Genomic DNA, 26,190 nt, shown 5'->3' with positions numbered 1-26,190 from the left:
CAGGCATGGCCTCGCTCTATTCTTCGGGTTTCACCCGAGCGACCCGTTTCCGGTACTCGTACACATTGTCGCCGCGGATACGCTTTTCCTCGGTGCCGGTAACCCGGCCGACCTGCTGGTCAGAGCCGGTGACCGGCTTGGCTTCGATGGCGGTCTCGTGCTCGAAGGAGTGCGATTTGTCGGTGTTGCGGTAATAGCGGTACAGCGCCCAGTACAGCGCGGTTGCGCCGGCTGGACCTGCCGCCAACAGCCAGAGGCCACTGTCGTCGCTCATGTCGATGCCACCAGGAAGGCTATTGCGAGGGCTTCAATGACGGTGCCGGTGGCCAGGGCCGCCAGCAGCATCTTCCATTGCTGCACGGGCACGCTGCCCATGGTTTCGCCGGTACGGCCGTTCACCGCGATGTAGTGCAGCATGCCGCCGTTCTTGCCGGGCTGGTGGTAGGAGTACAACCACACCGGCAGGTACATCGAAACCCAGCGGGTGCCATGCACCTCCAGCTGTTCCTGTTCCCAGCGCACGCCACGGTTGTAGCGCCTCACCGACCCTTCCACCTGCGCACGCGCGATCGACAGCAGCTGGTCTTCCAGCCGCGGCCGCAGCTTTTCCACATCCAGGTTGCGTTTTTCAGAGGTGAAGCCGGCCAGGTACGAGGCGTTCCACTTCACCGCGTTCTTGGTGTCGAACGGCAGGATGGTGTTGATGATGTTGTTGGTGTTGGCGCGGGTATCCAGATTGCCGCGCTCGGCCGAGGATTCCAGGGGCAGGTCATCAACCGTGAAATCCACCTGGCGTTCGACCTGGTAGACATCGGCGTCGTACAGGGTGCGCTTGTTCTTCTCGGTGCCGACCGTGTATTGCCGGGTCTGGATCTCGCCCTTGCCGGCCACGGCCGCGCTGACGTTGCTGTCCACGATCATGTAGGGCAGGAACACGCCCACCACGTTTTCCGGGGTGAACTGTTCCTTGAACGCCTTCAGCGCGAACATGCGGCGCTTGTCGACGAACTGGCGGATGCGCGCGACCGCATCGTCCTTCTTGATGTGGAAGGGCAGCACCGCGTCTGGCACCGCACCATTGCTGATCTGTTCGTTGACGCCGAAGACGTGGCGGCACCAGTGGCAGCGCGCCGTCATCGTGCTTTCGGTATTGACCGTGACTTCGGCACCGCAGCCCGTGCACTTGAACGTCATCAACGCCGAGGTGTCGGCATCGATGTTGCGTGCACCGGAGGCGATGACCGTGCCACGCAGCTGGTCGATGGCGTCGCCCAGCCCGAATTCCTCCTCGACCCGCGCGCCATGCCATTCGTGACGGCAGTACAGGCAGACGAGGATATCGGTGCCGGCCTTGGGCCGGATGTCGGTGGCGCCGCACTTCGGGCAGCGGTTGAGGCCGTCCTTCAGCTCGCTGGCCGAGGTATCGATGGCCACGGGATCGGGCGCTTCCACTTCATCGCGGATGGCCTGAGGCAGTTTCGAGGTGTCCAGCGGGAAGCTGCCGGGCAGGGGAGGGACGTCCTGCGGCGAACCGGGCCCATCCAACGACGCCGCCGGCAAGGGCGGCGGCGTTGCGGGCGCGGATCCGGGCAGCGGCGGTGGGCCGTTTCTGGGATCGGACATGTGGGTTGTGCGTCCTGCTGTTACAGGCCCAGTGCCTTGGCTTTCAGGGCGTCATAGTCGCCCTGGGTGATCAGGCCCAGGTCCAGCATTTCCTTGGCCTTCTTCAGCTTGGCCACCGGATCGTCGGCAGCCGGCGTGACCGGCTGCTGCATGCCGCCGACACCGAACATGCCCGAGGCCATGCCGACACCGACCAGGCCAGCCGCACCGCCGTTCTCGCCGGCCGACTGGATGCCCTGGGCGACGCTGGCCTGCAGGTTGGAATTACCGCGCGAGCCAGACAGTGCATCTGCGCGCTGCACGGTCTTCAGCAGTTCGCGGGTGTTGGCGTCGTACTCGATCGAGACAATGGCGGTCTTGACGATGGCCAGGCCGCGATCCGACTTCCACTGGTAGCCCTGCTCGACGGCGGCCGACAGGCTCTGTGCAAATCCCAGCGAGTCCTGCTGCAGCCTGGTGATGCGGTTGCCCTTGCCCGTATCGTTCGTGTACAGGCTGAAAGCCGGCGCCAGCGAACCGACCACTTCATTGAACAGCTGGCTGGCGGCGGCGTTGTCCAGGTCGGTGAAGTCGAACACCTGGCCCGGCTGCAGGTAGCTGGCCGGCACGAAGTTCTTCACGAACAGGATCGGGTCCACGATCTTCAGCGTGTACGAGCCGCGGGTGATCGCACCGACCTGGGTATTGAGGAAACCGTCGTCCCAGTAGATTTCCGACTGGGTGCCGAAGCGGTTGTCCGGCAGCTCCTTCAGCGAGACGAAATAAGCCGCCTGCTGCGAACCGGGCTGGCCGCCGAACTTGAAGCGTTCCCAGCTCTGCTTGATGAAGGTGCTGACCAGACCGTCGCCGGCGAAGATCGATTGCGAGTTAAGATCGTCCGAACGCCACTCGTAGCCGCCCGGTTCGGCGACGAACGCGGTGATCGCGCCGTCCTGGAACAGCAGCAGGCCGTAGCCCTCCGGCACGATGATCTTCGAGCCGTTGGTGATGATGTTGGACGAGCCGCTGGTGTTGGAGCCGCGGCCGGCGTTGGTGCCGCGCGGCACCGCCGCGAACAGGGCCGCCGTCGAGGGCAGGCCTGTGGGCACGGTGTAGAAGTCCTTCCACTGGTCGGCCAGCACGCCACCGACCGCACCCTTCACCGCCTGTACCAGACCCATGTCCAACTCCCTGTGATTCGAGGGCAGGCACCATGCCTGCCGAGCTGGGCTGAATATAGCAGCGGGCAGGGACCGCTGTGGTGCCGGAAGATGAATCCAGGCCCTGCCGGGGCGCAGGATCGCGCCTGGCGCTGTCTCTACAACATGTACGGGATCTTGAACGCCAGCGTGAAGTCCGGTGCATCCGGGGTCAGCCCGATGCCGAGCAGGGTGACCAGTGTGGTGTGCTGGTTCAGCGCGTACGTCACGCCCAGATTCAGTGATGCCGCGTTGGCGTCGCTGCCGATCACTTTCATCCACTTCCCGCCTTGGAAACGGGTGGATGCGCGGGCGCTGATACGGTCGCTGAAGGACAGGCTGAGGCTGGTGCGCTCGTTGAACGCAAAGGCCACGCCAGCGCCGAAGTAGACCGCGCCGCCGAGCTTCACGTCACCCGGGTTGACCGTATCGGGGTTGCTGTCGATATCACCGAAACCACGCGGGAACGAATGCACATAGCCGACGTTGGCGAACAGGATCGCCGGATCGGCGGTCTTGACCATCGACAGGCCCACATTGGCCTGCCACACGCCATTGCCGGTGGGCTGTTCCCTGGGTACGGCGAAGCGGATGTAGTCATCGTCGTCGCGCTCGATCACCTTCCAGTCCAGACCGTAGGGTGCGCGCCCGGTAGGGGCGGTGACTCCGGCGGTGAGCACCGTTTCCGGGCGCCAGCCGCGTTCGCCGAACAAACGGTAGTTCGCACTCAAGCCGATATCGCCCAGCCCGTTGCCATTGGTTTCTTCCTGCGCGATCGCGGCCGCCGCACCGCCGGCGCCGCCCTTCTGGTAGACGGTGCGCCGCGCCAGGTAAGGCACGTCCAGGTTGAGCGTCAGGTTCGGGCTGACACCCCAGCGCGCGGCCAGGTTGTAGGTGAGCGAATCGGATTCAACGTTCTCGATGGCGATGTTGCCGAGGAAGATCGCGTCCAGCGCCAGGAAACCATTGAGAGTGAGCTGCTTGCGGTCGTAGCGGGCGTAGGTGAGGCTGTTCTCGACGGTGAAGCGGCGCGAGAACAGCGCCGACTGCTGTTGTTTCACATCATCCACGCTGCGCCGCGATTCCTGCTTCGCCTGCTGTGCCTCGGCCGCCGTGCTGGCGTAGCCCTCGCTACCCTGCGATGCCTGCAGCGTCGAGCCATGCTCGACTGCCGCGCCCGTTGCCGCCGCCGTTGCCGGCCCGGTGGACCCCGTGCGTCCACTCAATCGCGCCTGCATCGCCTGTACCTGCATGTCCAGTTCGCGCAGCCGCCGCACCTCCTGTGCGTAGTTGGATTTGAGCTGCTCCAGCTGGTTGGCCAGTGCCTGCACGTCGGCGCCATCGTCCGCCGCCGGTGGTGCGGCAAAGACGGTGCCCGCCAGCGCCGCCAGCGCCAACGGGGTGATCCTCTTCAAGGTGTGCATGTTCGTGTCCTGCGTTGTGGAGCGCTTCCCCCAACGCCGTGCCGTGGTGCTAGCGGCCCGGCCCCATGCCGCGGTTCATCGCAATCGCCTGGGCCACGTTCTGGCTCAACGGCAGGTTGCCGCCCGCGGTATCCCGCACCAGTTCCAGCCGCAGCTGGTTGCTGGCGATCTGGCCGTCACCGGCCAGGGCGATGCCCTGGCCGACGCTGCCATTGCGTATCCATTGCTGGACCAGCCCCTGGCCATCTACCTGCAACAGCAGGCGTGCCTGGTTGCCGTCGAGCACCGCGGAGGCCGAGAGGCCTGCGGCCTGCGCACTGATCGAATGGGCACCGTCACCCGGCAGGGCCGGCACCGCGCCATTGCGTACCACCAGCGTGGTCGCATTGCGGGCGACGTTGCCATCGCCGGCCACCTGCACGCTCTGCACCAGGCCGCTGGCGTTGGCCAGGCCGCTGCTGTCGATAAGGCGACCCTGCGTGTCCGGCAGCGGCGCGTCTGCGGCAGTCACGTGCACGCTGGGCTGGAAGCTCAGTTTCGGGCTGCCGCCGCCGCGGAAGTCCATGCCCAGGGTCAACGCACCCTGCAATACATTTCCGTTGCCGGCCTGCCACTGCGAGACCATCGTCACCCCGAACCACGCGACGGTATTGCCGCCCACGGTGTAGCGGCCGCGCAGCAGGTTGAGTTCGGAATCCGGAATTTCCTTCAGGCCGCGTCCCGGCGCAGCATCCGCCGCCTGCAGGGGCAGGGCGGGGCTCGCCAGCAGCAGGAGCATCAACAGACGGTGGCGGAACATGGCGGAACCTCCTTCAGAACAGGTCGGCGTGGCTGAAGCCGAAATCGACCAGTTCGGCATCGGTGATCGGCCCCTGTCGCGCGTAGAGCGCGCGGGCGCTGGGCCGTTCGCTGGGTTGCAGCAGGACCGTGTTGCGATCGAAATCACTGCCGATCACCACGAATACGGCACGCGATGGCCACGCAGCGAGGAATTCAGGCAGCGCCAGGCTGCGGTTGCCAAGGATGGGATCAGCCACCTCGACCACGCCGCCGCGCACCTGCTTGAGCACCACGAAGTGGCGGAAGCCGCGCACGTCCATCAGGACAAGACCAGGAACGCGAAGCGTGCGCAGGCGTGCCTCATCGATGCGATAGCCGCGCCCGCGCATGCCCAGCGATTCCACGTAGCGCTTGATGTCGAGCAGCGAAAAGCCACGCTCGGCCACCAGCGCCGGGTCGGACACCCCCATCATCCCTTCGATCACCGTCGCCTCGTCGGTGTCCAGGTGGTAGGCATGGCGCAGGAGGGTCGCCAGTGCGGCCGCTCCGCAGCTGTAATCGGTGTGCTGGCGTACCACGTTGCGGTAGCGCCGTTCCTGCATGCTCTCTACCTTCTGCTGCAGCAGCGCGCCATTGGGCAGTACGCCGGCGAAGCCGACGTCGCCCGCCCGCGCGGACGCGCCGCCCAGCGACAGCAGGCAGGCCAGCAGGCGTATCGAGAGACGGTGGCCGAACATCGCATTCTCCGGCAGCAAGGGGGAGCCCCTGTCCCAAGGGGGAGGAGGAACAGGGGCTCCCGGGGACCCGGCCATTGGCGGACGGCCGGGGTGTTGCGCTTACTCGCCGCTGCCACCACCGCCGCCGGTGCTGGGCTGGGCGACTGCCAGGGCCAGGCTGTTGGCCTGCAGGTTGCCGGTGCCCGCGGCCACGTTCACGCCGATGTTGCCGGAGGCGCCGGAGAAGGCACTGCCGGACAACGCCGAGGTGTTGGTCGCATCCACATTCACCCATCGCGTGGTGCTGACGGTGCCGCTGAGGCTGGCATACAGGTCGGCCACGCCCAGTTCGACGAACTGGCTGGTGCCACTCTCACGCGTATCGAAGCCCAGGCCACCCACCCCCGGCCGGTTGGGGTTCATCGTGGCGTTCTGGATTTCGTCGTCCAGATCGATATGGCCGGTGCTGCTGCCACCCGGGTGTGGCAGCTCCCCACTCCAGGTATCCAGATAGTAGTTGGCCATCTGGTAGGCGTTGCCGGTGCCGCGGTAGGTGCCGGCGCCATAGGCCAGGGTCAGGCCGCTGACGCCGCCACGCATGCCGACCTGCACGGTATCGGTGTAGGACTGCACGAAGCCGGCGTTGCTGACCGTGTTGCCGGTGGAGACCTGGTTGGAGCTGATGCTCGACTGCGCCACCGCGGTGGTCGCGACCGACGCCGCCAGCGCGTTCTTCTGCTCGTTGTTGTTGCCCGACGCAATGTTGACGCCGATGTTGCCGGATGCACCGCCGAAGGCATTGCCACCCAGACCTGCGGCATTGGTGACGCCGGAGTTCATGGTCGCGTTGCCGAAGCCGGCCTGGTTGACGAACACCTCGGCGTCGGCCATGCCGAAGCTGAAGGACGCGTCGGCGGCGGACAATGACGCGGCATTGTCCTGGGCGTTGTTGTCGCCCGATACCACGTTGAAGCCGAGGTTGCCGGAGGCACCTGCGCCCACGCTGTCACCGATGGAGGCACTGTTGGTGACCAGGCTGTTGCTGGTGGCGTTGTTGCTGATCGACTGGCGGTTGTCGATCACGGCGATGGCCGCCGAGTCGAGGTCGATGTCGCCGGTGATGTTCGGGTCGCCGGAGAAATTGATGTCGGTGCTCAGTCGCAGGTCCTTCTCCAGGTTCACGTCGACGCCGTGGTTGTTCTTTTCCTTGCGTTCGTCGGCCTGGATGTTGCTGTGCTTCTGCACATTGACGTTGACGGTGCGGTTGCGCACGTCGTTGTCGGTGTGATTGTGGGTGTCGTTGCGGGTTTCGCTGACGGTGTGGGTGTGGTTGATGTTCGCGTTGGCGTTCTGGTTGTCCCAGCCATTGGCCGCAGCGGCGGTCGAGGCAGTGGCAATCGCCATGGCGAGCATGGTCCGTTTGACGGTCGCTTTCATGGTGCCCTCTCTCTCATCAGGTGGTGCATCGGTTGGGTGGTTGTCACGGGCGGTCCTGCACGACCAGGCCCAGCACATTGGCCGTGTCATTGCCGCTGCCCGCGATCTGATTGAGTTGCAGGACCCCGTCGAATCCCCGCAGCGCGGTGCTGGTGACACCGGCGCTGCGGGTGCCCGTCGCGACGCCGCGACCGGCGTCGTCCCGCCCCCCTGCCAACGCGGAACCCTCGGCGGCCAAGGCCGTATCGTCGGTTTCGCGTATGCCCTGTCGGGCCAGTGTCGCGCTGACGACGTTGAGCGTCGTGTTGGCGATGCCGCTGGCCTGGTTGATGGATGCGATACCGCTGGCACCGGCCAGCGCCTTGCCATCGATGACGGCGGTGGCGTGAACCGGTGCACCCAGCACGCGGTCGCCACCGCGCAGTTGTCGGTTGCCGATCGAGACGTCGGCATGTTCGCCAGTGGCGATGCCGCGCAGGTTGGCCTGCAGATTGAGGTCGCCGGCCGCCTGGTTGACCGCGATGGCGCCGTTCGCGCCGGCCAGTGCATGGCCGTCGATGCGGGCAACGTCGAGGTAGGCGAGCATGCCGCTGTAGTCATCGGCCTGCGCGATCAACGGCGTGGCAGGCAGGATCAGCAGCAGCCAGTGCGCCCGCCTCACTTGCCACCTGCCGGGGCCATGCCCTGCAGCGGGAACTGGCCGAGAGCGCCGCGCACGGTATCGCCGATGCCGCGGGTACTGTTGCCGACCGCGCCGAGCGGGCCGTTCATGGCGCCACCGAGGCTGCTGCCGACCATGCCGTCACCGCTGCGGCCGAGCGTGCCGCCCAATGCCTGCTGCGTCACACGTTCGACCGTGGTGCCTGCGGGTGTGGTGGCTGTGGCGGCGTGACCTGCCCCCATGCCTGCGTAGTCCTCATCGCTCAGCTCGTCCATCCCGTTTGCCGGGGCACCCGCACCGAGGGCCGCCGCGATCTCGCGCTGGGGTTTCGGGTCGGCGATCAGCGCCATGCCGGGCGGTGCCATGCGATAGGCCGGGCGTGCGGACACATCACGCAACAGGACGATTTCGCCCGGTTGAGCCTTCACGCCCTGGCGTGCACCGGAGGCAGAGGCGCTCGCGCCAACCGACAGCAGGGCCACGGCCAGCGTTGCCAGCAGGCCGCGAATGGGGGTGATGCCGTCCATGCCGATCTCCCGTGGTGGGTGCGGCGGAACCACGCATCAACCGTGCCAACCCTGCAAGGCTTGGCTGCCATGGCGCCAGGTGGTGGCAGACGCAGGGGGTCTGCTGCCGCGCTGTTACAGCGGCGTCGGAAAAATGTTGGGATTGCGCTGTACCAAGCGCCGCAGGGCAAGGCGGGCGCCCGACTGTCACACGGGTGTTACAGGTGCCGTCGCGGACTGTAACGATGCCGCTTCAGCCGGTGCTCTCTTGACGCGGCGCTCATTGCGCCGCCGTTTAGCGCAGCGCTAGGATCCGCCCATCAAAGGCCGCTGCGGCGGCTGTAGAGGTCCCGGCGGAGGGCGGCACGCCGGTGATTGCCTGACAGTCCGCCGACGATGTCCGGATGCTGGGGGAAGCATGGCGGCGGTCCCGGAGGCTTCTACATCGCGTTGCGTGCTCTGGTTCGGCGAGCCGCTGGCGAACGAGCGCAGCGCGCTGGCGGCCGCAGGCTGGTACGTGCGCCGCATCCATCCCGACCCGGCGATGGCGATCGGGCTGCGCGGGCGTGATCGGCTGCTCGCTGTGCTGGATCTTCGCCATCTGGATACGCCCGCGCTGCAGTTGCTGGCGCCATGGATCGAACAGCACGCGCATCTGCCCTGGCTTGCGGTGCTGCCACCCGGCGCGGGGCCCACGCCTGCGGCGTGGCAGCCCTTGCTGCAGCGTTGCATCTCGCGGTTCACGCTGCCTTTCGGCCTGCAGGACCTGGTGGCTGCGATGCGCCAGCAGTTCGACGCAGATGATCCTTCTGCCAGCGAGGTGTGCGGCGGCCAGGGGCCGCGCACACTGATCGGCGAGAGTCCTGCGTTGCATGCGGTGCGCATCGTGCTGCACAAGTTTGCGCCGGTCGAACTGCCAGTGCTGGTCACCGGCGAAACCGGCACCGGCAAGGAGCTGGCGGCTCACGCGCTGCATGCGTTGTCCGGCCGTGCGGGCAAGCCGTTCATCGCGGTCAACTGCGGTGCCATTCCGGCCAACCTGGTGCAGTCGGAGCTGTTCGGCCACGAGCGCGGCTCGTTCACCGGCGCCGACAAGCGGCAGATAGGCGTATTCGAAGCCGCACACGGCGGAACCGTGTTCCTCGACGAAGTGGGCGACCTGCCAGCGGAGGCGCAGACCAGCCTGCTGCGCGTGCTGCAGGAAGGCACCTTCGAGCGCGTCGGCAGCAGCCAGCCGCTGCGGGCGGATGTGCGGGTACTCGCCGCCACCCACGTGGAACTGGAACACGCGGTGGCGCAGGGTCGGTTCCGCAGTGATCTCTACTATCGGCTCAATGTGCTGCGCCTGCTGATGCCGCCCTTGCGCGAGCGTGGCGCCGATGTGCAACTGCTGGCCGAGCACTTCCTGCGCTGCTTCCGACTGCGCCACAGCGTGCGTGCACGTGGCTTCGCACCCGCTGCGCTGCAGGCGATGCGACGCTTCGGTTGGCCCGGCAACGTGCGTGAACTGCTCAACCGGGTGCAGCGGGCGGCGATCATGGCCGAAGGCGAGCTGATCAGCGAGCGTGACCTCGAACTGGGTGGGCCCGGGCATGCGCCGCCGGGGGCGATGCTGCACGATGCCCGCGGCCAGGCCGAGCGCGATGTGCTGCTGCAGACCCTGCGCCAGACCGGCTACAACGTCTCCGAGTGCGCACGGCAGATGCAGATCTCGCGGGTGACCGTGTACCGGCTGTGCCGCAAGCATCGGCTGGAGCTGCCGGCGCAGCGCTGAGTGCGGATCATGGTTCGCCCGAACGGTAGCGGATGCGGTACAGGTCCAACCCCGCACCGTCTGCGCGCCGCGCCGAATAGGTCAAAGTGTCAGGTTGCGAGCCATCCAGCATCGCACCGTAGCTGTCGCCGGAGGCTTCGTTCACCGGGGAGGGCAATGCATGGCCCGCGTCATAACGACCTCCACGGTCGTAGGAAATGAACTGGCGCACCGGTGCAGTGGCGAAGTCCAGGGCGCGGGCAAACACCACCGTTCGGCCGTCGCCCAGGAAGGTGGCATCGAACTCCTGCGCTGCGGTATTGAGGTCACCCGCCAGCGGCCGTGCCGGCTGCGCGACGCCGCCGATCATCGCCGCGCTGTAGAGGTCATGGCCGCCGGCACCGCCCGCACGATCGCTGGAGAACAACAGCGTACGACCGTCCGGCGAGAGCATCGGCGCGAACTCGTCGGCCGCACTGTTTACCGCAGGCCCGAGATTTTCCGGTTCGCCGAATCGACCGTCGCGTCCAATCCTGACCCGGTACAGATCGTCGCCGCCCTGGCCGCCTGCGCGGTCCGAGCAGAAATACACCACACGGCCATCGGTGGAAAAGGCGGGATCGAAGTCACGTCCCGGCGTGTTGAACGAGACCGGCGTCGCCGGCCGCCAGCGCTGTCCATCGTGGCGGGAGACCCAGATGTCATACCCGCCCGGACCGCCGGGCCGGTTGCGGCTGAACCACAGTGCGGTCTTTCCATCTGGGCTCAGGGTCAGTCGAATTTCGTCGTACTGCGTGGATGCAACGCCCGGCGCAAAGCGTTCAGCGGAGCCGACGATCTGCAGCACGCTTGAGGGAGTCGCAGGGGGCGACGCAGCAACCAGCAGCATCACGGCCAGCCGCGCTTTCATGCCTGCCGCTCGAAGTCGCTGACCCAGTTGGTTTCCCAACTGCGTCCCCCATCGGTCGAAGCCGCCTGTTCCCAGCGCGCCGAACGCGGGGTGTTACGTGACCAGATCACCCGCGTCTGGATCGCGCGACCGTCGTGCTGGTCCTCGCCAAAGAAGCGACCGACGCCGGCCTCGAAACCACCGCGCAAGGGCGCGCCGATCCGGGTCGGCTCCCGGCCATCCAGCCACCAGCTCAGCCAGTGCCGCTCAGCGGCGCTCCAGGCGCGGATGCCCATGCCGCGCAGCGGTGCTCCCGGCACGTCCATCAGGTTGTCGCCCACGTTGCCGAATCCTCCCAGTACCGGCCAGTTGTGCAGGGTGCCGTTGAACGCGTCCCACGCATCACTGCCCGCCAGCCGAGCGCGCAGGCGACGATGGCGCACGTTCCAATGGCCCACCAGGAAATCAAAATCGCGCGGTGCATCCGGCAGCTTCGGAAGCGGAGAAGGGGCTGCCGCAGTGCGCCGGAACCAGTTGCGCCAGTTCACTTCCCAGTGCGCGCCGGCATCGTCGGAGAATGCCTGTTCCCACCAAGGCTCCTCGCCATGGATGTCATGCCAGCGGAACCAGACGTCGATGGGGCGTCCCTTGAAATCATCACGACCACGGAAGCTGCCGCCGTCGCCCTCGAAGACGCCGCGCACGGGCGCTTCGATATGAGCAGGGGTGCGTCCATCGATCCACCAGATCGACCACGTGGAAGACACCGGATCAAAGGCACGCACGCCCAGGCCCCTGTAGGGACCCGAAGGCAGCGCCATGACGTTGTCATCGATGGTGCCGAGCCCGCCCAGGGAGAGCCAGACCGCGCTGGCGCCGGTGAAGGCTTCCCAGCGGGTATCACCCACCAGGCGCTCCTTCAGGCGTTGGTGCCGGACCCGCCAGTTGCCCTGCAACCATTTCCAGTCTTCGCTGTGGCTGGCCAGGGGCCGCCCCGAGGGCAAGGCGCTTGAGGCTGCCACTGCGGCCAAGGTGGCCAGGAACTGCCGTCGATCCATGTGCGTGATCCCTTGCCGGAAGTGCCTCCATCGTTGCGGGTGCGAGGGGGATTGACCACGCAGATATCCGGGCTCAGGCTAAGCCACACTTATGGTGACCCAACGCCAGCTTCCATCGCTTGTCGCCATCCGCGCCTTCGAAGCGGCGGCGCGGCTGGGCAGTTTTGCCCGTGCCGCCGAGGAGCTCGACACCAGCGCGGCATCGGTGAGTTACCACGTGCGCCGGCTGGAGGCCCAGACCGGCACCTGCCTGTTCCTGCGCCATGCACAGCATGTGGAATTGACCGCCGCCGGTGCGAGCGTCGCAGTGGAGGCCACCCGGGCCTTCGACGCGCTGCGCGCCAGTTTCATGCGTGCCGCTGACATGGATGCGGCGCGATTGCGCCTGTCCGTCTTGCCCACGCTGGGCACCAGCTGGTTGACGCCGCGGCTGGGCAGCTTCCGCGCCCGCCATCGGAACATCGTGCTGGAACTGGACCTGTCGGCAGAGCCGCAGGACCTGGCCGCCGGGCGTTTCGATGCCGCCATCCGCAACGGGCATGGTGCGTGGCCCGGGCTGCAGGCCACGCCCCTGTTCCCCAGCATTTTCACCCCGTTGTGCGCACCGGCGCTGCTGCCGGCGGCGGCCGGGCTCGGTCGCCGGGCGCTGGACATTCCGCTGCTCGGCAGGCCCGACTGGTGGGCACTGTGGTTCTCCGCACATGGTGCCGTTCCGCCGCCGGCCGAGGAGAGCCTGGTCAGCCCCTTTGCGTTGGAGCATCTGGACGTCGGCGCGGCCATTGCCGGGCAGGGCATCGCCATTGCTTCGCCAATCCTGTTCCAGGCCGAACTGGACAGCGGGCGCCTGGTGCAGGCGCATCCCGGTGTGGCCAGCGACGGGCGTGGTTTCTGGTTCGTGGCACCGACGGCGCGCAGCCGGAGCGCCAAGGTCATTGCATTCGGTGACTGGCTGGTCGAGCAGGCCGCGCAGGCCAGGCATGCGGCGCGACATCATCTGGCGCGCACGGTGACGGCATGAAGCAGAGCCCTGAACTGCTGCGACGCCTGCTGCGTGCCAAGGACCGGATGGACCATGCCAGCCACGAGGACTGGACGGTGGCCCGCCTGGCCGAAGTGAGTGCCGTATCCGCGGCGCATTTCGCGCGTTCGTTCAAGCAGGCATTCGGGCTGCCGCCGCACCGCTACCTGCTGAGCCGCCGCATTGAACGGGCCGTGGCGCTGTTGCGTGACACCGACCTGCCGGTCACCGAGATCGCCGCGCAGACCGGCTGGAGCAGCCTGGGCACCTTCGGCCGCATCTTCCGTGACATCACCGGCGACAGCCCCGGCAACGTGCGCGCACGCGAACGCCGGCACCCACCGCTGCGCGGCGCCGTGCCCGAATGCCACGCGCGCGCCGCGCAGCGGCCCTGCCTCGACACGTCCGTGCTGGAACAACGCCGCCGTGGCGCGCCGCCGGTGGTGCCCGCCGCGGAGCGTCAGGCCGGTACGACAGGGGCGGCACGGAGACGGCCGGCATCGACCGCGGGATCGCTTCCGGCGAGCGCACCTTCAAGACCTGAAACATCGGTGTCCAGCAGGCACGTCGCAAACATGAGGAAGCGGTAGGCGTCGGCAAAGTTCGACCCGAGCCCGAATGAAATCCTGACCGCGCCGCAATCTCCCTTGTCCAGGATCTTCTCATCGAAGGCGGTGCAGTCGAGGATCTTCCCGGTCTTGTCCAGTTCGCAGTGCTCGGCACCTGCGGTGGCATAGGTTGCCTGCTGGACGGCCCCGAGGTTGCAGAAACATCCATTGCGCAGGGTGATGCCGAAGCGGTCGGCCAGGCGCTTGATGCGGGCATGCGGCATGATCGAGCCATAGCAGTCGAAGAAGTTGAGCATCACCGTCGCTCCTTTGTGCTGTGCCGGCGGGCCGTACACGCGGCACAGCGGTGTGTCGCCGCGCACGGTATGGCGAAGCGCGGCAAGGCGCGCCTCGAGCCACCGGGCCAGTGCACCGGAACGCAGCGCCAGGGCCTCGACGCCGCCCATCCGCGCCACGAAGGCAAAGCCCCGGGCGATCGCCGGGAACGCGGCGTAATTGGGTGTTCCGATCTCAAAGCGTTGCCCGGCATCGCGATACAGCAACCGCTCGGTGGGCGACCACGGGCCCGAGTAGTAGCAGACGCCGCCACCGGCAAAGGACGGTGGCCTGAGCAGTTGCAGTGACGAGCGGCGGGCAAGCAGGCATCCTGCGCCGGTGGGGTAGCCGAAGATCTTGTAGAACGAGGCCACCACAAAGTCCGGTTGAAGGGCGCCGCAATCCAGCCGCGCCTGCGGAACCAGTGCGGCAGCGTCGCACAGCACCATCGCACCATGCGCCTGCGCGCGAGCGATCCAGGCCAGGTCATGTCGCGCACCGGTCGCGTTGGACTGGGCGGGAAAGGCGAGCAGATGCGGGGCGCCATCGCCCAGCCGCTGCAGCGCACGCTGCATCAGGTCCCCGTGCAGCAGCAGGTCGTCGTCCAAGGGGATGTACTTCACCGAGGCGCCCTTGGCCCTGGCGTATTCGCGCAGGCCATGCACCGATGTGTGATTGTCCTTGGTCAGCAGCAGCTGCGTGCCCGGCTGGAAGGGAAACGATTCCGCCACCAGCCGGATCGCGCTGCTGGCGTTGGCAGTGAATATCACCTCGTACTCGTCCGGCGAACAGCCGAAAAAGGCGTAGATCGCGTCCCGTGCCTGCTGGTAGGCGGCCTGCGAGGCCTTCGATCCGCTGTGCGGATTGCCCAGGATCGCGTGTTTCAATGCCTGCAGGTCCTGATCGAGCAGGCTTTCGGGTGGCAGGGTTCCGCCCACATGATCCAGGTACGTCACGTGCTGCTCATCCAGTCGTGCGTACTCCTCGTTGCGCATTTTCTCTACCGATGCGTCAGGGAAGCCCGGATGCTCGGTCAGGAACTGCGCCCTGGCCGCGGTGAATGCATCGAGCGCCTGCGCCTCGTGCGCAGGGACGGCGCGCTCGGTGCCCACGCAGGACGCGCGATGGGTCAGCTGCTGGCACCGCAGCAGCGGCGAGAAATCGGGGGGCGTGATATCCAGCGTCGTGCCCGCATGGGCCGGATCAGCCTGGCCGCGCAGCAGCCATGCCTCCACCCGATAGCGCTGGTCAGGCACGTCCTTGCGGAACTGCGCGAGCATCAGGTCCAGGTAGTGCTCGCGGGTGCCGGTGTCGCACTGGTTGAACTCCTCGAGCAGGATGCAGGCGTTGAACAGGAACTCGCGCGCGCCGGCCGCATCCAGCGAGAACGACAGGGGATGCAGCCCCGCAGGCAGATCGTTGGCCCTGGACAGGCCTTCGATCGCGAAAGCCCGGGTGATTGGCGACGGGTCGGTCAGGCTCAGCGCAGCGTCCATCAGCCGCGAGGGCATGCCGAAATGCAGCTGCGATTGCTGGCGGGTGAGTTCGAAGAGCTGGTTGTAGTGGAACATCGTGGCATAGACACGCCCGCCCGGCCGCAGCACGCGGCGGAACTCCCTGGCCACGCGCGCCTTGTCCGGCGGGAACATCAGGCCGAAGCCACAGACAATCACATCGAAGCTGTTGTCCTCGAACGGAAGCTCTGCCATGTCCACGTCGGCCAACAGCGGAACGTGCTGCTGGATCTCCGGGCTCAGGACGCGCCGGGCCATGTTCACCGCGGTCTGCGACAGATCGCTGGCCACCAGCCGCAGGCCCCGTGGCCGCGCAAGATCCTCATACAGGCTTGCGGTGATCACCCCGGTGCCGCAGGCGACTTCCAGCACGTCCCTGACCACGAATCCGCCATCGATGTCGCTGGCGACTTCGCTGGCCAGCAGCTTCCCGTAAGGGTGGAAAATGCGAGGACTCAATACCCGCTCATAGAATTCCATGAAGGTACTGAGTGACCAGCGGCTGTCGGACACAACTTTGCATTGGCCTTGCGCTACGTCCTGCATGGTGCGCTCCCTGGCAGCGTGATGGTGCCGATGGACCGGGCTGGCGCGGTTATCCCATGCGTTCCTGTGTGCGTGCGTGATTGGCATCACATTAAGTGGACTTAATCATCCGGTGGATTATCCGCTGTTGCCGATCTGCGTATTCATGCGCCCCGGAGGCGCCATTGACCCCCGGTTTCTCCACGCTGGGCGTCGCGGCCACTGGCGCAGTTTTGGAGAAGCGGCGCCGGGCCGGGGGGCGTAACGTAGCCGCACTTGTGAGGAGGTGTTGCATGTCAAATACGGTGGATACGATCGGCCTGTATGTGCGTGACCAGGATGAAGCGCTCGATTTCTATGTCGGCACGCTCGGCTTCGAGGTGCACACCGATGTGCGCAATGGCGGCTATCGCTGGCTGACAGTGCGCAACCGCGGCCAGCAGGGTTTCCAGCTGGGCCTGTTCGTGCCCGGCCCACCCACCCACGACGCCGCCACGGCGCAGGCGTTGCGGCAGTTGGTGGCCAAGGGCGCGATGCCGCCGCTGGTGCTGGCGGTGGACGATTGCAGGGCGCGCTATGTGGAATGGCAGGCCAAGGGCGTGGAATTCATCCAGGAACCCATCGAGCGTTATGGCGCGGTCGATGCCGGATTCCGTGACCCATCCGGCAACGGCTGGAAGATGATCGAAGCACGATCTGACGCGAGGCGCCGGCAATGAGCCGTGGCGGCTGGGCGCGGCCCGTGCATCGCTGGACGTCCATCGTGTTCACGCTGGCAGTGGTCGCCAATTTCGTGGCGCGCGGGCTGGGGCAGGGCGAGCCTTCGGCCTGGATCACCTATTCGCCGTTGCCGCCGTTGTTCCTGCAGCTTTTCACCGGCTTGTATCTGTTCGTCCTGCACTATGCAGGCAAGCGCGGCAGCGCCACGGCGGGCGCTGCGCGCTGAGGGCCATGCCGTCAGGCGACGGCGTCGGCCGCGAAGGCGGCGAGCAGGCCCGGCAGGTCTTCCATGCGCTGGAAGATCACGCGGGCGCCGACTGCACGCAGGGCCTCCGGCGTGCTGTGGTGCGGGCCGCCTTCGCTGAAGCCGAACACCGTGGCGCCGGCGGCCACGCCCGCAGTCGCGCCGGTGACGGTGTCCTCGATCACCGCGCAGCGCGTGGGGTCCACGCCCAGCGCCGCAGCGGCCGCCAGATACACATCCGGATGCGGCTTGGTGCGGGGCAGGTCCTGGCCACTGAACACATTGGCCCCGAACACATCGAGCAGCCCGACCTTGTCCAACTGCAGTTTCACCTTGTGCAGGTCTGCTCCGGAGGCGCAGGCAATGCGGCCACCGGTCGCCGCGGCGATCGCACGCACGGCCTCGGGCGCCCCCCGGATCGCCTCAAGGTCCTGTTCCAGCGCACGGTTGCGCTGCTGGCGGAATTCCTCCAGCCATTCCTCCGTGAACGGCTTGCCGGTGCGCTCTGCGATCAGCCCGGCCAGATGGGCCACGGATTGGCCGAGGAAGACCTCGCCGGCCTGAGCCGGGGTCAGCGGCCAGCCGCGTGCGGTCAGCATTTCCGAAAGCACACGGGCCACCAGCGGCTCGGAATCGACCAGTACGCCGTCGCAGTCGAAGAGCACGGCATCGAAGGGAAAACGGGACATCTACAACTCCAGGGCGCAATGCAGTGATTCAATTGCAGGCCATTTTCCCACAGCCATCCCCGCGTGGCACCCGGGCCGGGTGCCACCCGATCCCAGTGGACCGGTCAGCCCAGATCACACCCGGCCGGCTGCGGCCACGTGCTGGCCGGCAGCATGTTCTTCAGCGAGGCCGGCGCGTTGATCGCCACGTAGCTCGCACCCAGCAGTTCCTCCAGATCGGCAATCGTCACCAGGTAGTTGTCCAGGCTGCCCAGGTTGGCCTCGTTGGGGATGATCCAGCTGATCGCCTTGGCGGTTCCCGTATTCGGGTCGCGGGTGATGATCGTCTTCCAGAAGAACTCCGGCGTCGGGATGCCGTGGCTGGCCAGGAAATAGTCGTTGGCGGCATCGCCGTAGACCACGCCACCGTAGACGTCCACCGGCGCAATGTCGCGGTAGCACTCGGCCACGTTCTCGGCCTTCACCCAGATGCCCTGGTTGAAGCTGGACACCTGCGGAACGATGTTGGTCATGTAGTTGGCGCGGCGGATGTAGGTCGCGTCGTAATCCATGTGGTTGGACGTGACCAGATGGCCACGGTCATAACCGGACTTGATGCTGGCATACGAGGCCGTGCTGGTCTGGCCCAGGCAGCCGGCCGGCAGGTCCGGGTCCTTGTAGAAGCTGGACGGCCGCGCCGCGGAACCGGTATCGGCGGTAAGCGTGTACTCGTAGCGGGTGGCACTGTGGATGCTGCAGTCGTAGGTGAGCACGAAGCCGCCCTTGTTGAGGGTGACTACCTGGGCCTGGGCTGCGCCGGCAAAGGCGCTGAGGACGAAGGCAAAGACAAAGCTTGCAAGGCGCATTGCGATTCTCCAGCAAAGAGTTCGGGACGCAGCTGCCCGCCACGACGAGGCCAGGCCTGTGTCATGTGAAGGCATTGCGGATACGGGTGATGCGGAGTGCGGTGGGACTGACCGCGATGACGGGGCCACAGAGGCCGTGCGGTGTCGCAAGCGTCACAAGCTGTCGTCTTTTGGTCAACGACGAGAACGCGAAGCTGTGACCGGGTGCAAGCACTGGTGATGTGTCAGATCACCTGGTCCGTGGCTGACACGCGCGCGTGATAGGGCGTCGTGGCACAGTGGCTGCGCGACTCGGTACCATACCCGGCATCTGGGAAAGCCCTGGCATTGCACGTGGGGAATGATGAGCAGTGACGTCTTTGCGGGGGCTGCTGTTGTTGCCGTCGTCGGAATAGCGATCGTGGCTGCGCTGCGTCGACAGAAGCGTCCGCCACATCGCAGTTTCAAGTGTGGGCGCTGCGGCAGCGCGGCGCTGCACGACGCACGTACCATCGGCGCCTGGCGAGACGGGAAGCAGCGCTTCTACTGCAGCACTTGTCATGCAGACTGGTTGCGATCACACCCGCAGGATTCCAGGTCGCGCCGTGGGCAATCCGGGTGCCTGGGCGTGGTTGGCATGCTGGCATTGATACCGCTGGCGGGCCTGCTGGTGTGGGTCGTCCACCGCGCCTGAATCTGGTTTCGCATCGATGCGCCTGGGCTGTCGGCTCCGAAAGCGGCATGCTGCGTCGCAAGGTGCGAGCCACCATTCGCACTGGTACGGTCCGACCCGTTGCACCACCACCGACGGGGAGAGACAACGATGCGCAAGGTTCTGCTGCTGTTGATCCTGCTGACCGGGCTGGCGCCCACGGCCCTGGCGGCCACGGTCAAGACCACCCATCGCACCATCCCCAGCTGGGATGGCACGCCCCTCGGGGCCTTTGTCATCGAACCGCAGGATGCCGGCAGTGGCCGCTATCCGCTGCTGGTGATGCCCAGCAGCTGGGCAGTGCCCAGCGTGGAGTACGTGGGCGTGGCACAGTCGCTGGCGCAGCGCGGCTATGTGGTCATCAGCTACAGCTCGCGCGGCTTCTGGGAGTCCGGCGGCAGCATCGACATCGCCGGGCCCGCCACGGTCGAAGATGTCAGTGCGCTGATCGACTGGGCGCTGGACAACACCCGCGCCGATCCGGCCAGGATCGGTGTCTCTGGCATCTCCTACGGTGCCGGCACCAGCCTGCTGGCGGCGGCACGCGACCCGCGCATCAAGGCCGTTGCCGCGCTCAGCGGCTGGGCCGACCTGCAGGCGTCGCTCTACAGCCATGACACGCCCAGCGCGCAGGGCATCGCCCTGCTGGTGGCAGCGGGCCTGGCCACTGGCCGCCCCGGCGCGGAACTGGCCACCATCAACGGCAATGTGCTGGTCGGCAACTACCAGGGGGCGGTGGACTCGCTGCTGCCGGTGGCGGCACAGCGCAGCCCGGCCAGCAGCCTTGATGAGATCAATGCCAACCAACCCGCGGTATTCCTCGCCAACGCCTTCAACGACAGCCTGTTTCCGCCGGGCCAACTGGTCGACTTCTTCACCCGCCTGAAGGGACCCAAGCAGTTGCAGCTGCGCCATGGCGACCACGCCCTCAACGAAGCCTTCGGTGCGCTCGGCATTCCCAATGAGGTCTATGCCACGGTGGGCGACTGGTTCGACCACTACCTCAAGGGCGTGGCCAATGGCATCGATCGCCAGCCGGCGGTGCAGCTGAAGTCGCAGAAGGGCAGCTGGAGCCGCTATCCGGACTGGCAGGCCACCTCTACCGGCGCCGTAAGCTACGGGCTGACCGCGCCGACCGGGCTGCTGCTGCCCACCGGAGGGCTGGCCGAGAGCGGTGGTGGCACCGGTTGGAACTACCGGATCGGCAGCGGCCTGCTGACGGCCGCCAACTCCGGCGTGGTGATGGCGTCCGGCGCGCTGCAGATGTTCAACCTGCCGCCCGGCGCCTATGTACCGTTCGTTGGCCGCAACGCCGCAGGCGTCTGGCAGGGCCCGGTCTACTGGAGCGCACGCCGCCTGGATGGCGCACCGGAAGTGCGGTTGACGGTGACGCCCACCCGCGCCAACACCACGCTGTATGCCTACCTGTATGCCGAAGATGTGCTGGGCAACGGCCAGCTGATCAGCCACAAGCCGTACACCCTGCGCGGTGCCACGCCCGGCCAGCCGAGAACCATCGATCTTCGCCTGGAAGCCAGCAGCTGGAACCTCCCGGCCGGCAGCCGGCTGACCCTGGTGGTCGATACCGTGGACCTGCGCTATGCGGGCATCAGCCAGCTGGGCGGTGCGGTCACCTTCAGCTCGCCGGCCAGCGCGCCTTCGGTGCTGAAGGTGCCTTTGCGTTGATGGGTCAGCGCAGGTCCGGTGGATTCATCGAAGCGTCGCGTACACAGGGATCACCGGCGTCCGGTGTCAGGTGCGCCTCGATGTCCGGTGGAAACCGCGGAATCCTGCTGGTCTGCATCACCACCCAGCGCATGATCGTGTGCAGGTAGTTGAGTGGCAGCATCGTGAGCCACATGAAACCCGGGAGCTGCGCGTCTTCGGCGAAGATGCGCTCCTTGCAGGACGCGAAGCTCCCGCGCTTGCCGTCCAGCGGCATGCAGTAGTGCACCGCATCCACGACGGCTGCCGGTCCTTCTTCCATGTAGCGCCGCAGGAACTCCCAGTGGGCATACGCGTTCTCGATGCGGGAGGTCGCGATGCAGAACGCGAACGTCTCCCGTACTGTCACGCCATCCGCGTCCAGGATCAGTCCGCGGACATCCCAGTTGTACCATCCGAAGGTTCCGGTTCCGCGGCCAAGCGTGAAATACACCCGGTCCCAGGGCGCGCTGAGGGTGGTGCCATCCAGCCGGAACACGTGTATCTGCCGATGCTTGCGATCAAGCGCGATCGGATAGTAGGTCCAACGGAACAGCTCGAGGCAAGCCACCCATATGCTCGCTGCAGTGAAGACGGCCAGCATCGCCATGCCTATGAATATCGCCTCCCACAGGCCGTTTTCGTTCGGTAGCCTGTTCACGACCAGCAACCAGAGCAGCATCAGCATGCCGCCCAGCCCGAAGGCAATGCCGATCGCGCCTAGCAGGGCTGCAAAGCCACGTGCGGCGAACCAGCGATCCACCGAAACCAGGCAGTTCGAATTCATCTTCACCACGCACAGCTGCGCCAGCGGCGCGACATCCAGTCGCTTCTTCCGCAGCAGGCGGTGCTCACGATCAAACGCATTCAGCGGGCGGTTGTTGGGAAATTTGCGCGTGTATCCGGTGTAATCCATGGGCGATCCCTGCGCGATTCCAGCGCCCGTTGGATTCTAGCGGGATTATCCTGGGGGAGATCAGCGACGAACGTCGAACTGGTCGCTCTCCATCAGCGCCCGGACTTCAGCTTCGCGGGCAGGGCTGAAGTCGCCGGGAATGGCGTGCTTCAACGCGCCCGCGGCCAGTCCGAAGCGCACGGTGCTTTCTGCGTCCAGCCCGGACAGCAATCCGTGCACGATGCCGGCGGCAAAGGCATCGCCACCGCCGATGCGATCAACGATGCCGGGCAGCGGCCTCGGAGGAGCCTGCGCGCGGGTTCCATCGCGTCCCAGCAGCAGCGCACCGAGCACGTGATGGTCGGTGCTGATTACCTGGCTGTTTCTGAAGAACTACCAGCGCTAAGCTTGATCTGGCGCGACGCACACCTGCGTTGAAGCGCGCAATGCATCGCGAAACGGTGAATGGCCCTCCTGCCCCGCCGAGCGCAAAGAGGTTTCCTGCTACCTTCGGCCGTGGAGCCGGCACTGGCTCCTGAACTCATTCCATGGAGGAAACCTAGATGTCGCTAGCATCAGTTCTGCTTGTTCTCGCGTCAGCTCAGAGTCTCGCGGTCATGCCGGCAGGCCAGGCATTTTCGGAGAAGGAATCGGATATCGCTGCCAAGGCCTACATGAGTGCGAACGGCGTGTCACTCGACACCGCCAAGCGCAGGCTGGAAGTTGAATCCGAGCTACCTTCGGTCATCGCCGAACTGAAACGGCGATACAGTGATCGGCTCGCATTTGTTTCGATTGAAAACATGCCCGATCAACACCTCGTTGTTGGACTGAAGGGAAACATGATGGAGGCGGTCCGGCACTTCAGAGTGAGCGACTCATCGATCAGGGTCGAGTTCGAGGAGGGGTATCCGTACACGGAGAAGGAGTTCTCCGAAACCATGCATAGAGTCGTTCCACTCGTGGTCGAACTCATACCTGATGCAGTGAGTGTGGACGGCCGCCCCGAGCTGGGCATGATTGACGTTTCGGTTCGTGGAGCCGATGTAAAATCGTATGAAGCGGCCAAGCGCAAGATTGAAGAGGCTGCGAAGCTGAAGGTCAACATCATCCTTGGGAGGGATCCCTTCCGCAATTCGGCGTACACCGCCGGTGGGGCGATCCTGACTGCCAATGGCAGGATGTGCACAAGCGGCCTTGCGGTTCGGCACAAGCTGACCAAGGTGAAAGGGCTCCTTACGGCAGCGCACTGCGATGATCAGTTGCTTTACAGCAATTACGGTCATGAGGTTGGTGGCCCGCAGGTCATGATGCCACTGACATTCCAGGACGCGCTCTTCGACGGTAGTCACGATGTTCAATGGCATTCGCTTCCTGCTGGAAATACACCGCTCCAGGAAGTGTTCGCAGAATTGAAGGGTGAGTACCAGACGAAGGCATTGATACTGATCCATGCGGACCTTCCACTGCATGGCCTCCTTTGCTTCCGAGGGGCTCGCACCGGATTCAGTTGCGGAACCGCCACATCGGTGCAGCACGCCCCGTTGGGCGTATGTGGTGCTGCAGTCTGTGCACCCACTTGGGGAAGAGTGGAGGGCTCCGAACTTGCATGCGCGTCCGGTGACAGCGGCGCCGCCGTCTTCAACAAGAGCGGCTCAGGCTACGGGATCGTAAAATCCGCTGAGAATCCCAGTGATTCAATCGAGAAGGGAAGCTGCAAGGCGTTGACCGTCATGCCCTTCGGCAAGGTTGCCGATCTGAATCTCGACCCGGTATGAGGCACCGGGACCGAGGAAGCCTTCAGTAGGCGCCGCAGGGAATTGCTGCGGACAGGAGAGGTGGCGCGCTCTGCCGTGGGCGAGAGCAGGGCACCACGGCGGCGGACGATGCCGATCGTGCGCGACACTACCGGGTTGCCGATCGCGCGTGTCACCAGGGTGGGGTGATCCCCGTACGGCGTGGCCATCTTCGGCAGCGCTGACACGCCGATGCCGGCCTCGACCATGCCCAATGAGTCGACAGGTGGGGCACTTCGTAGTGCCAGCTGAGCTTCAGGCTCTCACGCGCCAACGCACCATTCAGCAGCGTGCGGTTGCCGCTTGTGCGGTGCACGGTGATCAACTGGCGCTTGGCCAGATCCGCCCATTCCACCTTGCGCTTGCGTGCCAGGGAATGATTGTGCCGGGTCGAACAGGCCTTCGCGCCGGGCCAGCCCGGCCAGCCCGGCCAGCCCGGCCAGCCCGGCCAGCCCGGCCAGCATCATCATGCCGATCAGGAACAGATAGACATCGCGGCCCTCGGCCACCGCGTGCAAGGTCGTGCCGAACGGCACCGTTCCCAGCAGTGGAAGCAGAAGAGCAGCCCCCAGTGCCCACACGTACTCCGGAATGCGGAATGGCCGGAACAGCAGGCCGAGGGTCGCCACGGTCACGGCCGCCCAGATGAGGAAAGAGGAACAGGAAGCGAGCATCGGGCGGGGTGTCGCACCTCCCCGCATAAGGTGGGAGCCATTCAGGGCGTTGCGGTGGACTCAACGATGTTCGACTACCAGGGCTGGACCTTCAACGCCAATGGCCGAACCCGGGTGGCCCGGGTGGAACTGGATGGCGACGGCGGCGGCACCATCAACCGTTACCGGTTGACCCTCGGGCCCGCCCAGTCCGGGCTGTGCATCAAGGTGGCCTCGAAGGAGGAAGCCGCCAAGAGGCCCGAAACCGAGGTGGAGAAACTGCTCGGCCCAGAGTGGTAAAGAGGGGAGTGGTAAAGAGGGCTTCACTGCGGCAGAAGCGTTGTGAGGTTGCCAGCGCCACTCCGCAATCTCAGTCCATGCGACGGCCGACCGTATTCTTACGGCCATGCATTCGCCCTCCAGCGCTCCCGATTTCATGATAGCCCGCCGGCCCTCGGGCTGGGTGCAGAGCGGCGAGCGCTGGGACCTGTGGTGGAACGGCCGTTCAGTGGCCAGAATCGTGCCGCATGCCGTGCTCGGGTTCCGCATGTGCCTGGACGCGCGCAGGATGTCCCAGAGCAAGGTCGTGTCCGCCGCCAGCGTACGTCAGGCAAAGCGATACGCCGAACGCTGGTGCGCGGCACGGCTCTGCCCGCAGTTGCCCCTGCGCGATGCGGTGGCGCGGCTGGTGGACGCTGCGCACGACGCGGGCGCCGTGCCCCGGCGGGCAATGACGCGGGAGCAGCGGCAGCAGGCCCGGCGCCTGGCTGAGGCCGGATCGGGGGAAATGGGGAGGATCAAGGAAGCGCTGGCGCTGCGGCCACGTGCGATGACGGCCCGGCCCGAGGTGCAGGGGCGAGGTGGAACCTGGTCTGTGCCCGGCCAGATTCCATCCTCGCTGCGCCGGAATGGCGGCACTTCCCCGGTTGGGGCTACGCCGAAAGCTCTTCGCGCACGATCCTGGCCCCCGCGCTGAGCGCGCGCAGCTTGCCCCTGGCCACGTCGCGCGCCAGCGGCGCCATGCCGCAGTTGGTGCTCGGGTAGAGCTTGTCGGCGTCCACGAACTGCAGCGCCCTGCGCAGGGTGTTGGCCACATCCTCCGCCGTTTCCACCGTATTGGAGGCCACGTCGATGGCACCGACCATCACCTTCTTGCCGCGCACCAGCTCGATCAGGTCGATCGGCACGTGCGAGTTGTGGCATTCCAGCGAGATGATGTCGAGGTTGGAGGCCTGCAGTTTCGGGAACGACTCCTCGTACTGGCGCCATTCCGACCCCAGGGTCTGCTTCCAGTCGGTGTTGGCCTTGATGCCGTAGCCGTAGCAGATGTGTACCGCCGTCTCGCACTTCAGCCCTTCGATCGCGCGCTCCAGGGCGGCCACGCCCCAGTCGTTCACTTCGTCGAAGAACACATTGAAGGCCGGCTCATCGAACTGGATGATGTCAACGCCGGCGGCCTCCAGCTCCTTCGCTTCCTCGTTGAGGATCTTCGCGAACTCCCAGGCCAGCTTTTCGCGGCTCCTGTAGTGCGCGTCGTACAGCGTGTCGATCATCGTCATCGGGCCGGGCAGCGCCCACTTGATCGGCTGCGTGGTCTGGCGGCGCAGGAACTTCGCATCCTCGACGAATACCGGCCTGGGGCGGCTCACGGCGCCAACCACGGTCGGCACGCTGGCATCGTAGCGGTTGCGGATGCGCACGGTTTCGCGCTTCTCGAAGTCGACGCCGCTGAGATGCTCGATGAAGGTGGTGACGAAGTGCTGGCGGGTCTGCTCGCCGTCACTGACGATATCGATGCCGGCATGCTGCTGTTCCTGCAGCGACAGGCGCAGCGCATCCTGCTTGCCTTCAACCAGGGCTTCGTCCCGCAGCTTCCACGGTGACCAGAGCTTCTCCGGCTCGGCCAGCCAGGAAGGCTTGGGCAGGCTGCCTGCGGTGGAGGTGGGGAGCAGCGTCTTCGTCGGCATTGTGTCGTGTGTCCTGGGGG

23 protein-coding genes and 4 pseudogenes are annotated in these 26,190 nt (G+C 66.1%); 8 read left to right on the top strand and 19 right to left on the bottom strand.

Annotated elements, in window-relative coordinates:
- Window positions 1–16: 16 nt before the first annotated feature.
- The 9 genes from ACMGRF_RS08705 to ACMGRF_RS08665 all read right to left on the bottom strand — a co-directional run bounded on the left by ACMGRF_RS08705 (window position 17) and on the right by ACMGRF_RS08665 (window position 8,346).
- Complete coding sequence (locus tag ACMGRF_RS08705; protein ID WP_049410834.1) at window positions 17–274, bottom strand: hypothetical protein; 258 nt, start codon at window positions 272–274, stop codon at window positions 17–19.
- The gene (locus ACMGRF_RS08700; RefSeq protein ID WP_049438396.1) at window positions 271–1,623 is read right to left on the bottom strand and encodes a membrane protein; all 1,353 of its coding nucleotides are present in this window, start codon (window positions 1,621–1,623) and stop codon (window positions 271–273) included. The genes ACMGRF_RS08705 and ACMGRF_RS08700 overlap by 4 nt, the downstream gene beginning before the upstream one ends.
- Before the next feature lie 20 nt (window positions 1,624–1,643).
- Window positions 1,644–2,783 (bottom strand): SPFH domain-containing protein, encoded by a 1,140-nt coding sequence (locus ACMGRF_RS08695; RefSeq protein WP_134709626.1) that lies wholly within the window; start codon window positions 2,781–2,783, stop codon window positions 1,644–1,646.
- A gap of 137 nt (window positions 2,784–2,920) precedes the next feature.
- Window positions 2,921–4,225 (bottom strand): transporter, encoded by a 1,305-nt coding sequence (locus ACMGRF_RS08690; RefSeq protein ID WP_049410822.1) that lies wholly within the window; start codon window positions 4,223–4,225, stop codon window positions 2,921–2,923.
- A 49-nt stretch (window positions 4,226–4,274) separates the two neighbouring features.
- Window positions 4,275–5,024 (bottom strand): hypothetical protein, encoded by a 750-nt coding sequence (locus tag ACMGRF_RS08685; protein ID WP_049410818.1) that lies wholly within the window; start codon window positions 5,022–5,024, stop codon window positions 4,275–4,277.
- 13 nt (window positions 5,025–5,037) lie between these two features.
- On the bottom strand, window positions 5,038–5,742 hold the full coding sequence (locus ACMGRF_RS08680; RefSeq protein WP_414485836.1) for a C39 family peptidase: 705 nt from the start codon (window positions 5,740–5,742) through the stop codon (window positions 5,038–5,040).
- 99 nt (window positions 5,743–5,841) lie between these two features.
- Window positions 5,842–7,158: an adhesin gene (locus tag ACMGRF_RS08675; protein ID WP_414485835.1), complete on the bottom strand. Its 1,317-nt coding sequence runs from the start codon at window positions 7,156–7,158 to the stop codon at window positions 5,842–5,844.
- A gap of 43 nt (window positions 7,159–7,201) precedes the next feature.
- The gene (locus tag ACMGRF_RS08670; protein WP_049438400.1) at window positions 7,202–7,819 is read right to left on the bottom strand and encodes a hypothetical protein; all 618 of its coding nucleotides are present in this window, start codon (window positions 7,817–7,819) and stop codon (window positions 7,202–7,204) included.
- Window positions 7,816–8,346, bottom strand: coding sequence for a hypothetical protein (locus ACMGRF_RS08665; RefSeq protein WP_049438401.1), 531 nt, complete (start codon window positions 8,344–8,346; stop codon window positions 7,816–7,818). Before ACMGRF_RS08665 ends, ACMGRF_RS08670 begins: the two co-directional genes overlap by 4 nt.
- A 397-nt stretch (window positions 8,347–8,743) precedes the next feature.
- Here ACMGRF_RS08665 and ACMGRF_RS08660 point away from each other — a divergent pair, with 397 nt between their 5' ends.
- Window positions 8,744–10,099, top strand: a complete 1,356-nt coding sequence (locus ACMGRF_RS08660; RefSeq protein WP_099487150.1) for a sigma-54 interaction domain-containing protein — start codon at window positions 8,744–8,746, stop codon at window positions 10,097–10,099.
- A gap of 7 nt (window positions 10,100–10,106) precedes the next feature.
- Here the strand turns inward: ACMGRF_RS08660 and ACMGRF_RS08655 are convergent, their stop codons facing one another.
- On the bottom strand, window positions 10,107–10,988 hold the full coding sequence (locus ACMGRF_RS08655) for a TolB family protein (protein WP_099496001.1): 882 nt from the start codon (window positions 10,986–10,988) through the stop codon (window positions 10,107–10,109).
- The gene (locus tag ACMGRF_RS08650) at window positions 10,985–12,025 is read right to left on the bottom strand and encodes a hypothetical protein (RefSeq protein ID WP_414485834.1); all 1,041 of its coding nucleotides are present in this window, start codon (window positions 12,023–12,025) and stop codon (window positions 10,985–10,987) included. The genes ACMGRF_RS08655 and ACMGRF_RS08650 overlap by 4 nt, the downstream gene beginning before the upstream one ends.
- A gap of 91 nt (window positions 12,026–12,116) precedes the next feature.
- On the opposite strand from ACMGRF_RS08650, the gene ACMGRF_RS08645 reads away from it, so the two are divergent.
- Window positions 12,117–13,043 (top strand): LysR substrate-binding domain-containing protein, encoded by a 927-nt coding sequence (locus ACMGRF_RS08645; protein WP_049410792.1) that lies wholly within the window; start codon window positions 12,117–12,119, stop codon window positions 13,041–13,043.
- Window positions 13,040–13,477 (top strand): annotated as a pseudogene (locus ACMGRF_RS08640) (helix-turn-helix transcriptional regulator); the annotation flags it as partial. The gene ACMGRF_RS08645 and the pseudogene ACMGRF_RS08640, both read left to right, overlap by 4 nt.
- Before the next feature lie 26 nt (window positions 13,478–13,503).
- On the opposite strand, the gene ACMGRF_RS08635 reads toward ACMGRF_RS08640, so the two are convergent.
- A complete protein-coding gene (locus ACMGRF_RS08635; RefSeq protein WP_414485833.1) occupies window positions 13,504–15,921 on the bottom strand; it encodes an aminotransferase class V-fold PLP-dependent enzyme in 2,418 nt (805 codons plus the stop codon).
- Between the two features lie 338 nt (window positions 15,922–16,259).
- On the opposite strand from ACMGRF_RS08635, the gene ACMGRF_RS08630 reads away from it, so the two are divergent.
- Entirely contained in the window at window positions 16,260–16,685 is a 426-nt protein-coding gene (locus ACMGRF_RS08630; RefSeq protein ID WP_049410787.1) for a VOC family protein, read from the top strand.
- The gene (locus ACMGRF_RS08625) at window positions 16,682–16,912 is read left to right on the top strand and encodes a hypothetical protein (protein WP_099495910.1); all 231 of its coding nucleotides are present in this window, start codon (window positions 16,682–16,684) and stop codon (window positions 16,910–16,912) included. The genes ACMGRF_RS08630 and ACMGRF_RS08625 overlap by 4 nt, the downstream gene beginning before the upstream one ends.
- An 11-nt stretch (window positions 16,913–16,923) precedes the next feature.
- Here the strand turns inward: ACMGRF_RS08625 and ACMGRF_RS08620 are convergent, their stop codons facing one another.
- Together ACMGRF_RS08620 and ACMGRF_RS08615 are read right to left on the bottom strand one after the other, a co-directional pair.
- Entirely contained in the window at window positions 16,924–17,619 is a 696-nt protein-coding gene (locus tag ACMGRF_RS08620) for an HAD family hydrolase (RefSeq protein WP_099495909.1), read from the bottom strand.
- A gap of 104 nt (window positions 17,620–17,723) precedes the next feature.
- Complete coding sequence (locus tag ACMGRF_RS08615) at window positions 17,724–18,464, bottom strand: DNA/RNA non-specific endonuclease (protein WP_049410777.1); 741 nt, start codon at window positions 18,462–18,464, stop codon at window positions 17,724–17,726.
- A gap of 802 nt (window positions 18,465–19,266) precedes the next feature.
- Here ACMGRF_RS08615 and ACMGRF_RS08610 point away from each other — a divergent pair.
- Window positions 19,267–20,841, top strand: coding sequence for a CocE/NonD family hydrolase (locus tag ACMGRF_RS08610; RefSeq protein ID WP_414485832.1), 1,575 nt, complete (start codon window positions 19,267–19,269; stop codon window positions 20,839–20,841).
- 4 nt (window positions 20,842–20,845) lie between these two features.
- Here the strand turns inward: ACMGRF_RS08610 and ACMGRF_RS08605 are convergent, their stop codons facing one another.
- Window positions 20,846–21,775 carry a DUF6708 domain-containing protein gene (locus tag ACMGRF_RS08605; RefSeq protein WP_262258069.1) on the bottom strand — a complete coding sequence of 310 codons (930 nt, stop codon included), beginning with the start codon at window positions 21,773–21,775 and terminating at the stop codon, window positions 20,846–20,848.
- Between the two features lie 60 nt (window positions 21,776–21,835).
- Window positions 21,836–22,132 (bottom strand): annotated as a pseudogene (locus ACMGRF_RS08600) (PfkB family carbohydrate kinase); the annotation flags it as partial.
- Between the two features lie 185 nt (window positions 22,133–22,317).
- Between ACMGRF_RS08600 and ACMGRF_RS08595 the strand changes: the two are divergent.
- Window positions 22,318–23,532: a hypothetical protein gene (locus ACMGRF_RS08595; protein ID WP_414485831.1), complete on the top strand. Its 1,215-nt coding sequence runs from the start codon at window positions 22,318–22,320 to the stop codon at window positions 23,530–23,532.
- A 65-nt stretch (window positions 23,533–23,597) separates the two neighbouring features.
- On the opposite strand, the pseudogene ACMGRF_RS08590 reads toward ACMGRF_RS08595, so the two are convergent.
- Both ACMGRF_RS08590 and ACMGRF_RS08585 read right to left on the bottom strand, forming a co-directional pair.
- Window positions 23,598–23,932: pseudogene (locus tag ACMGRF_RS08590) on the bottom strand (LysR substrate-binding domain-containing protein); the annotation flags it as partial.
- A pseudogene (locus tag ACMGRF_RS08585) lies at window positions 23,871–24,224 on the bottom strand (hypothetical protein); the annotation flags it as partial. The pseudogenes ACMGRF_RS08585 and ACMGRF_RS08590, both read right to left, overlap by 62 nt.
- 66 nt (window positions 24,225–24,290) lie before the next feature.
- Here ACMGRF_RS08585 and ACMGRF_RS08580 point away from each other — a divergent pair.
- Entirely contained in the window at window positions 24,291–24,503 is a 213-nt protein-coding gene (locus ACMGRF_RS08580) for a hypothetical protein (RefSeq protein WP_049441220.1), read from the top strand.
- A gap of 632 nt (window positions 24,504–25,135) precedes the next feature.
- On the opposite strand, the gene ACMGRF_RS08575 is transcribed toward ACMGRF_RS08580, so the two are convergent.
- Window positions 25,136–26,170: a methionine synthase gene (locus tag ACMGRF_RS08575; protein ID WP_049441223.1), complete on the bottom strand. Its 1,035-nt coding sequence runs from the start codon at window positions 26,168–26,170 to the stop codon at window positions 25,136–25,138.
- Window positions 26,171–26,190: the final 20 nt, after the last annotated feature.

The organism is Stenotrophomonas sp. EMP41, from assembly GCF_047495535.1.
Taxonomy (GTDB): domain Bacteria; phylum Pseudomonadota; class Gammaproteobacteria; order Xanthomonadales; family Xanthomonadaceae; genus Stenotrophomonas; species Stenotrophomonas sepilia.
The sequence above is the reverse complement of the archived record's forward strand: the minus strand, read 5'-3'. Positions and strand labels throughout refer to the sequence as shown.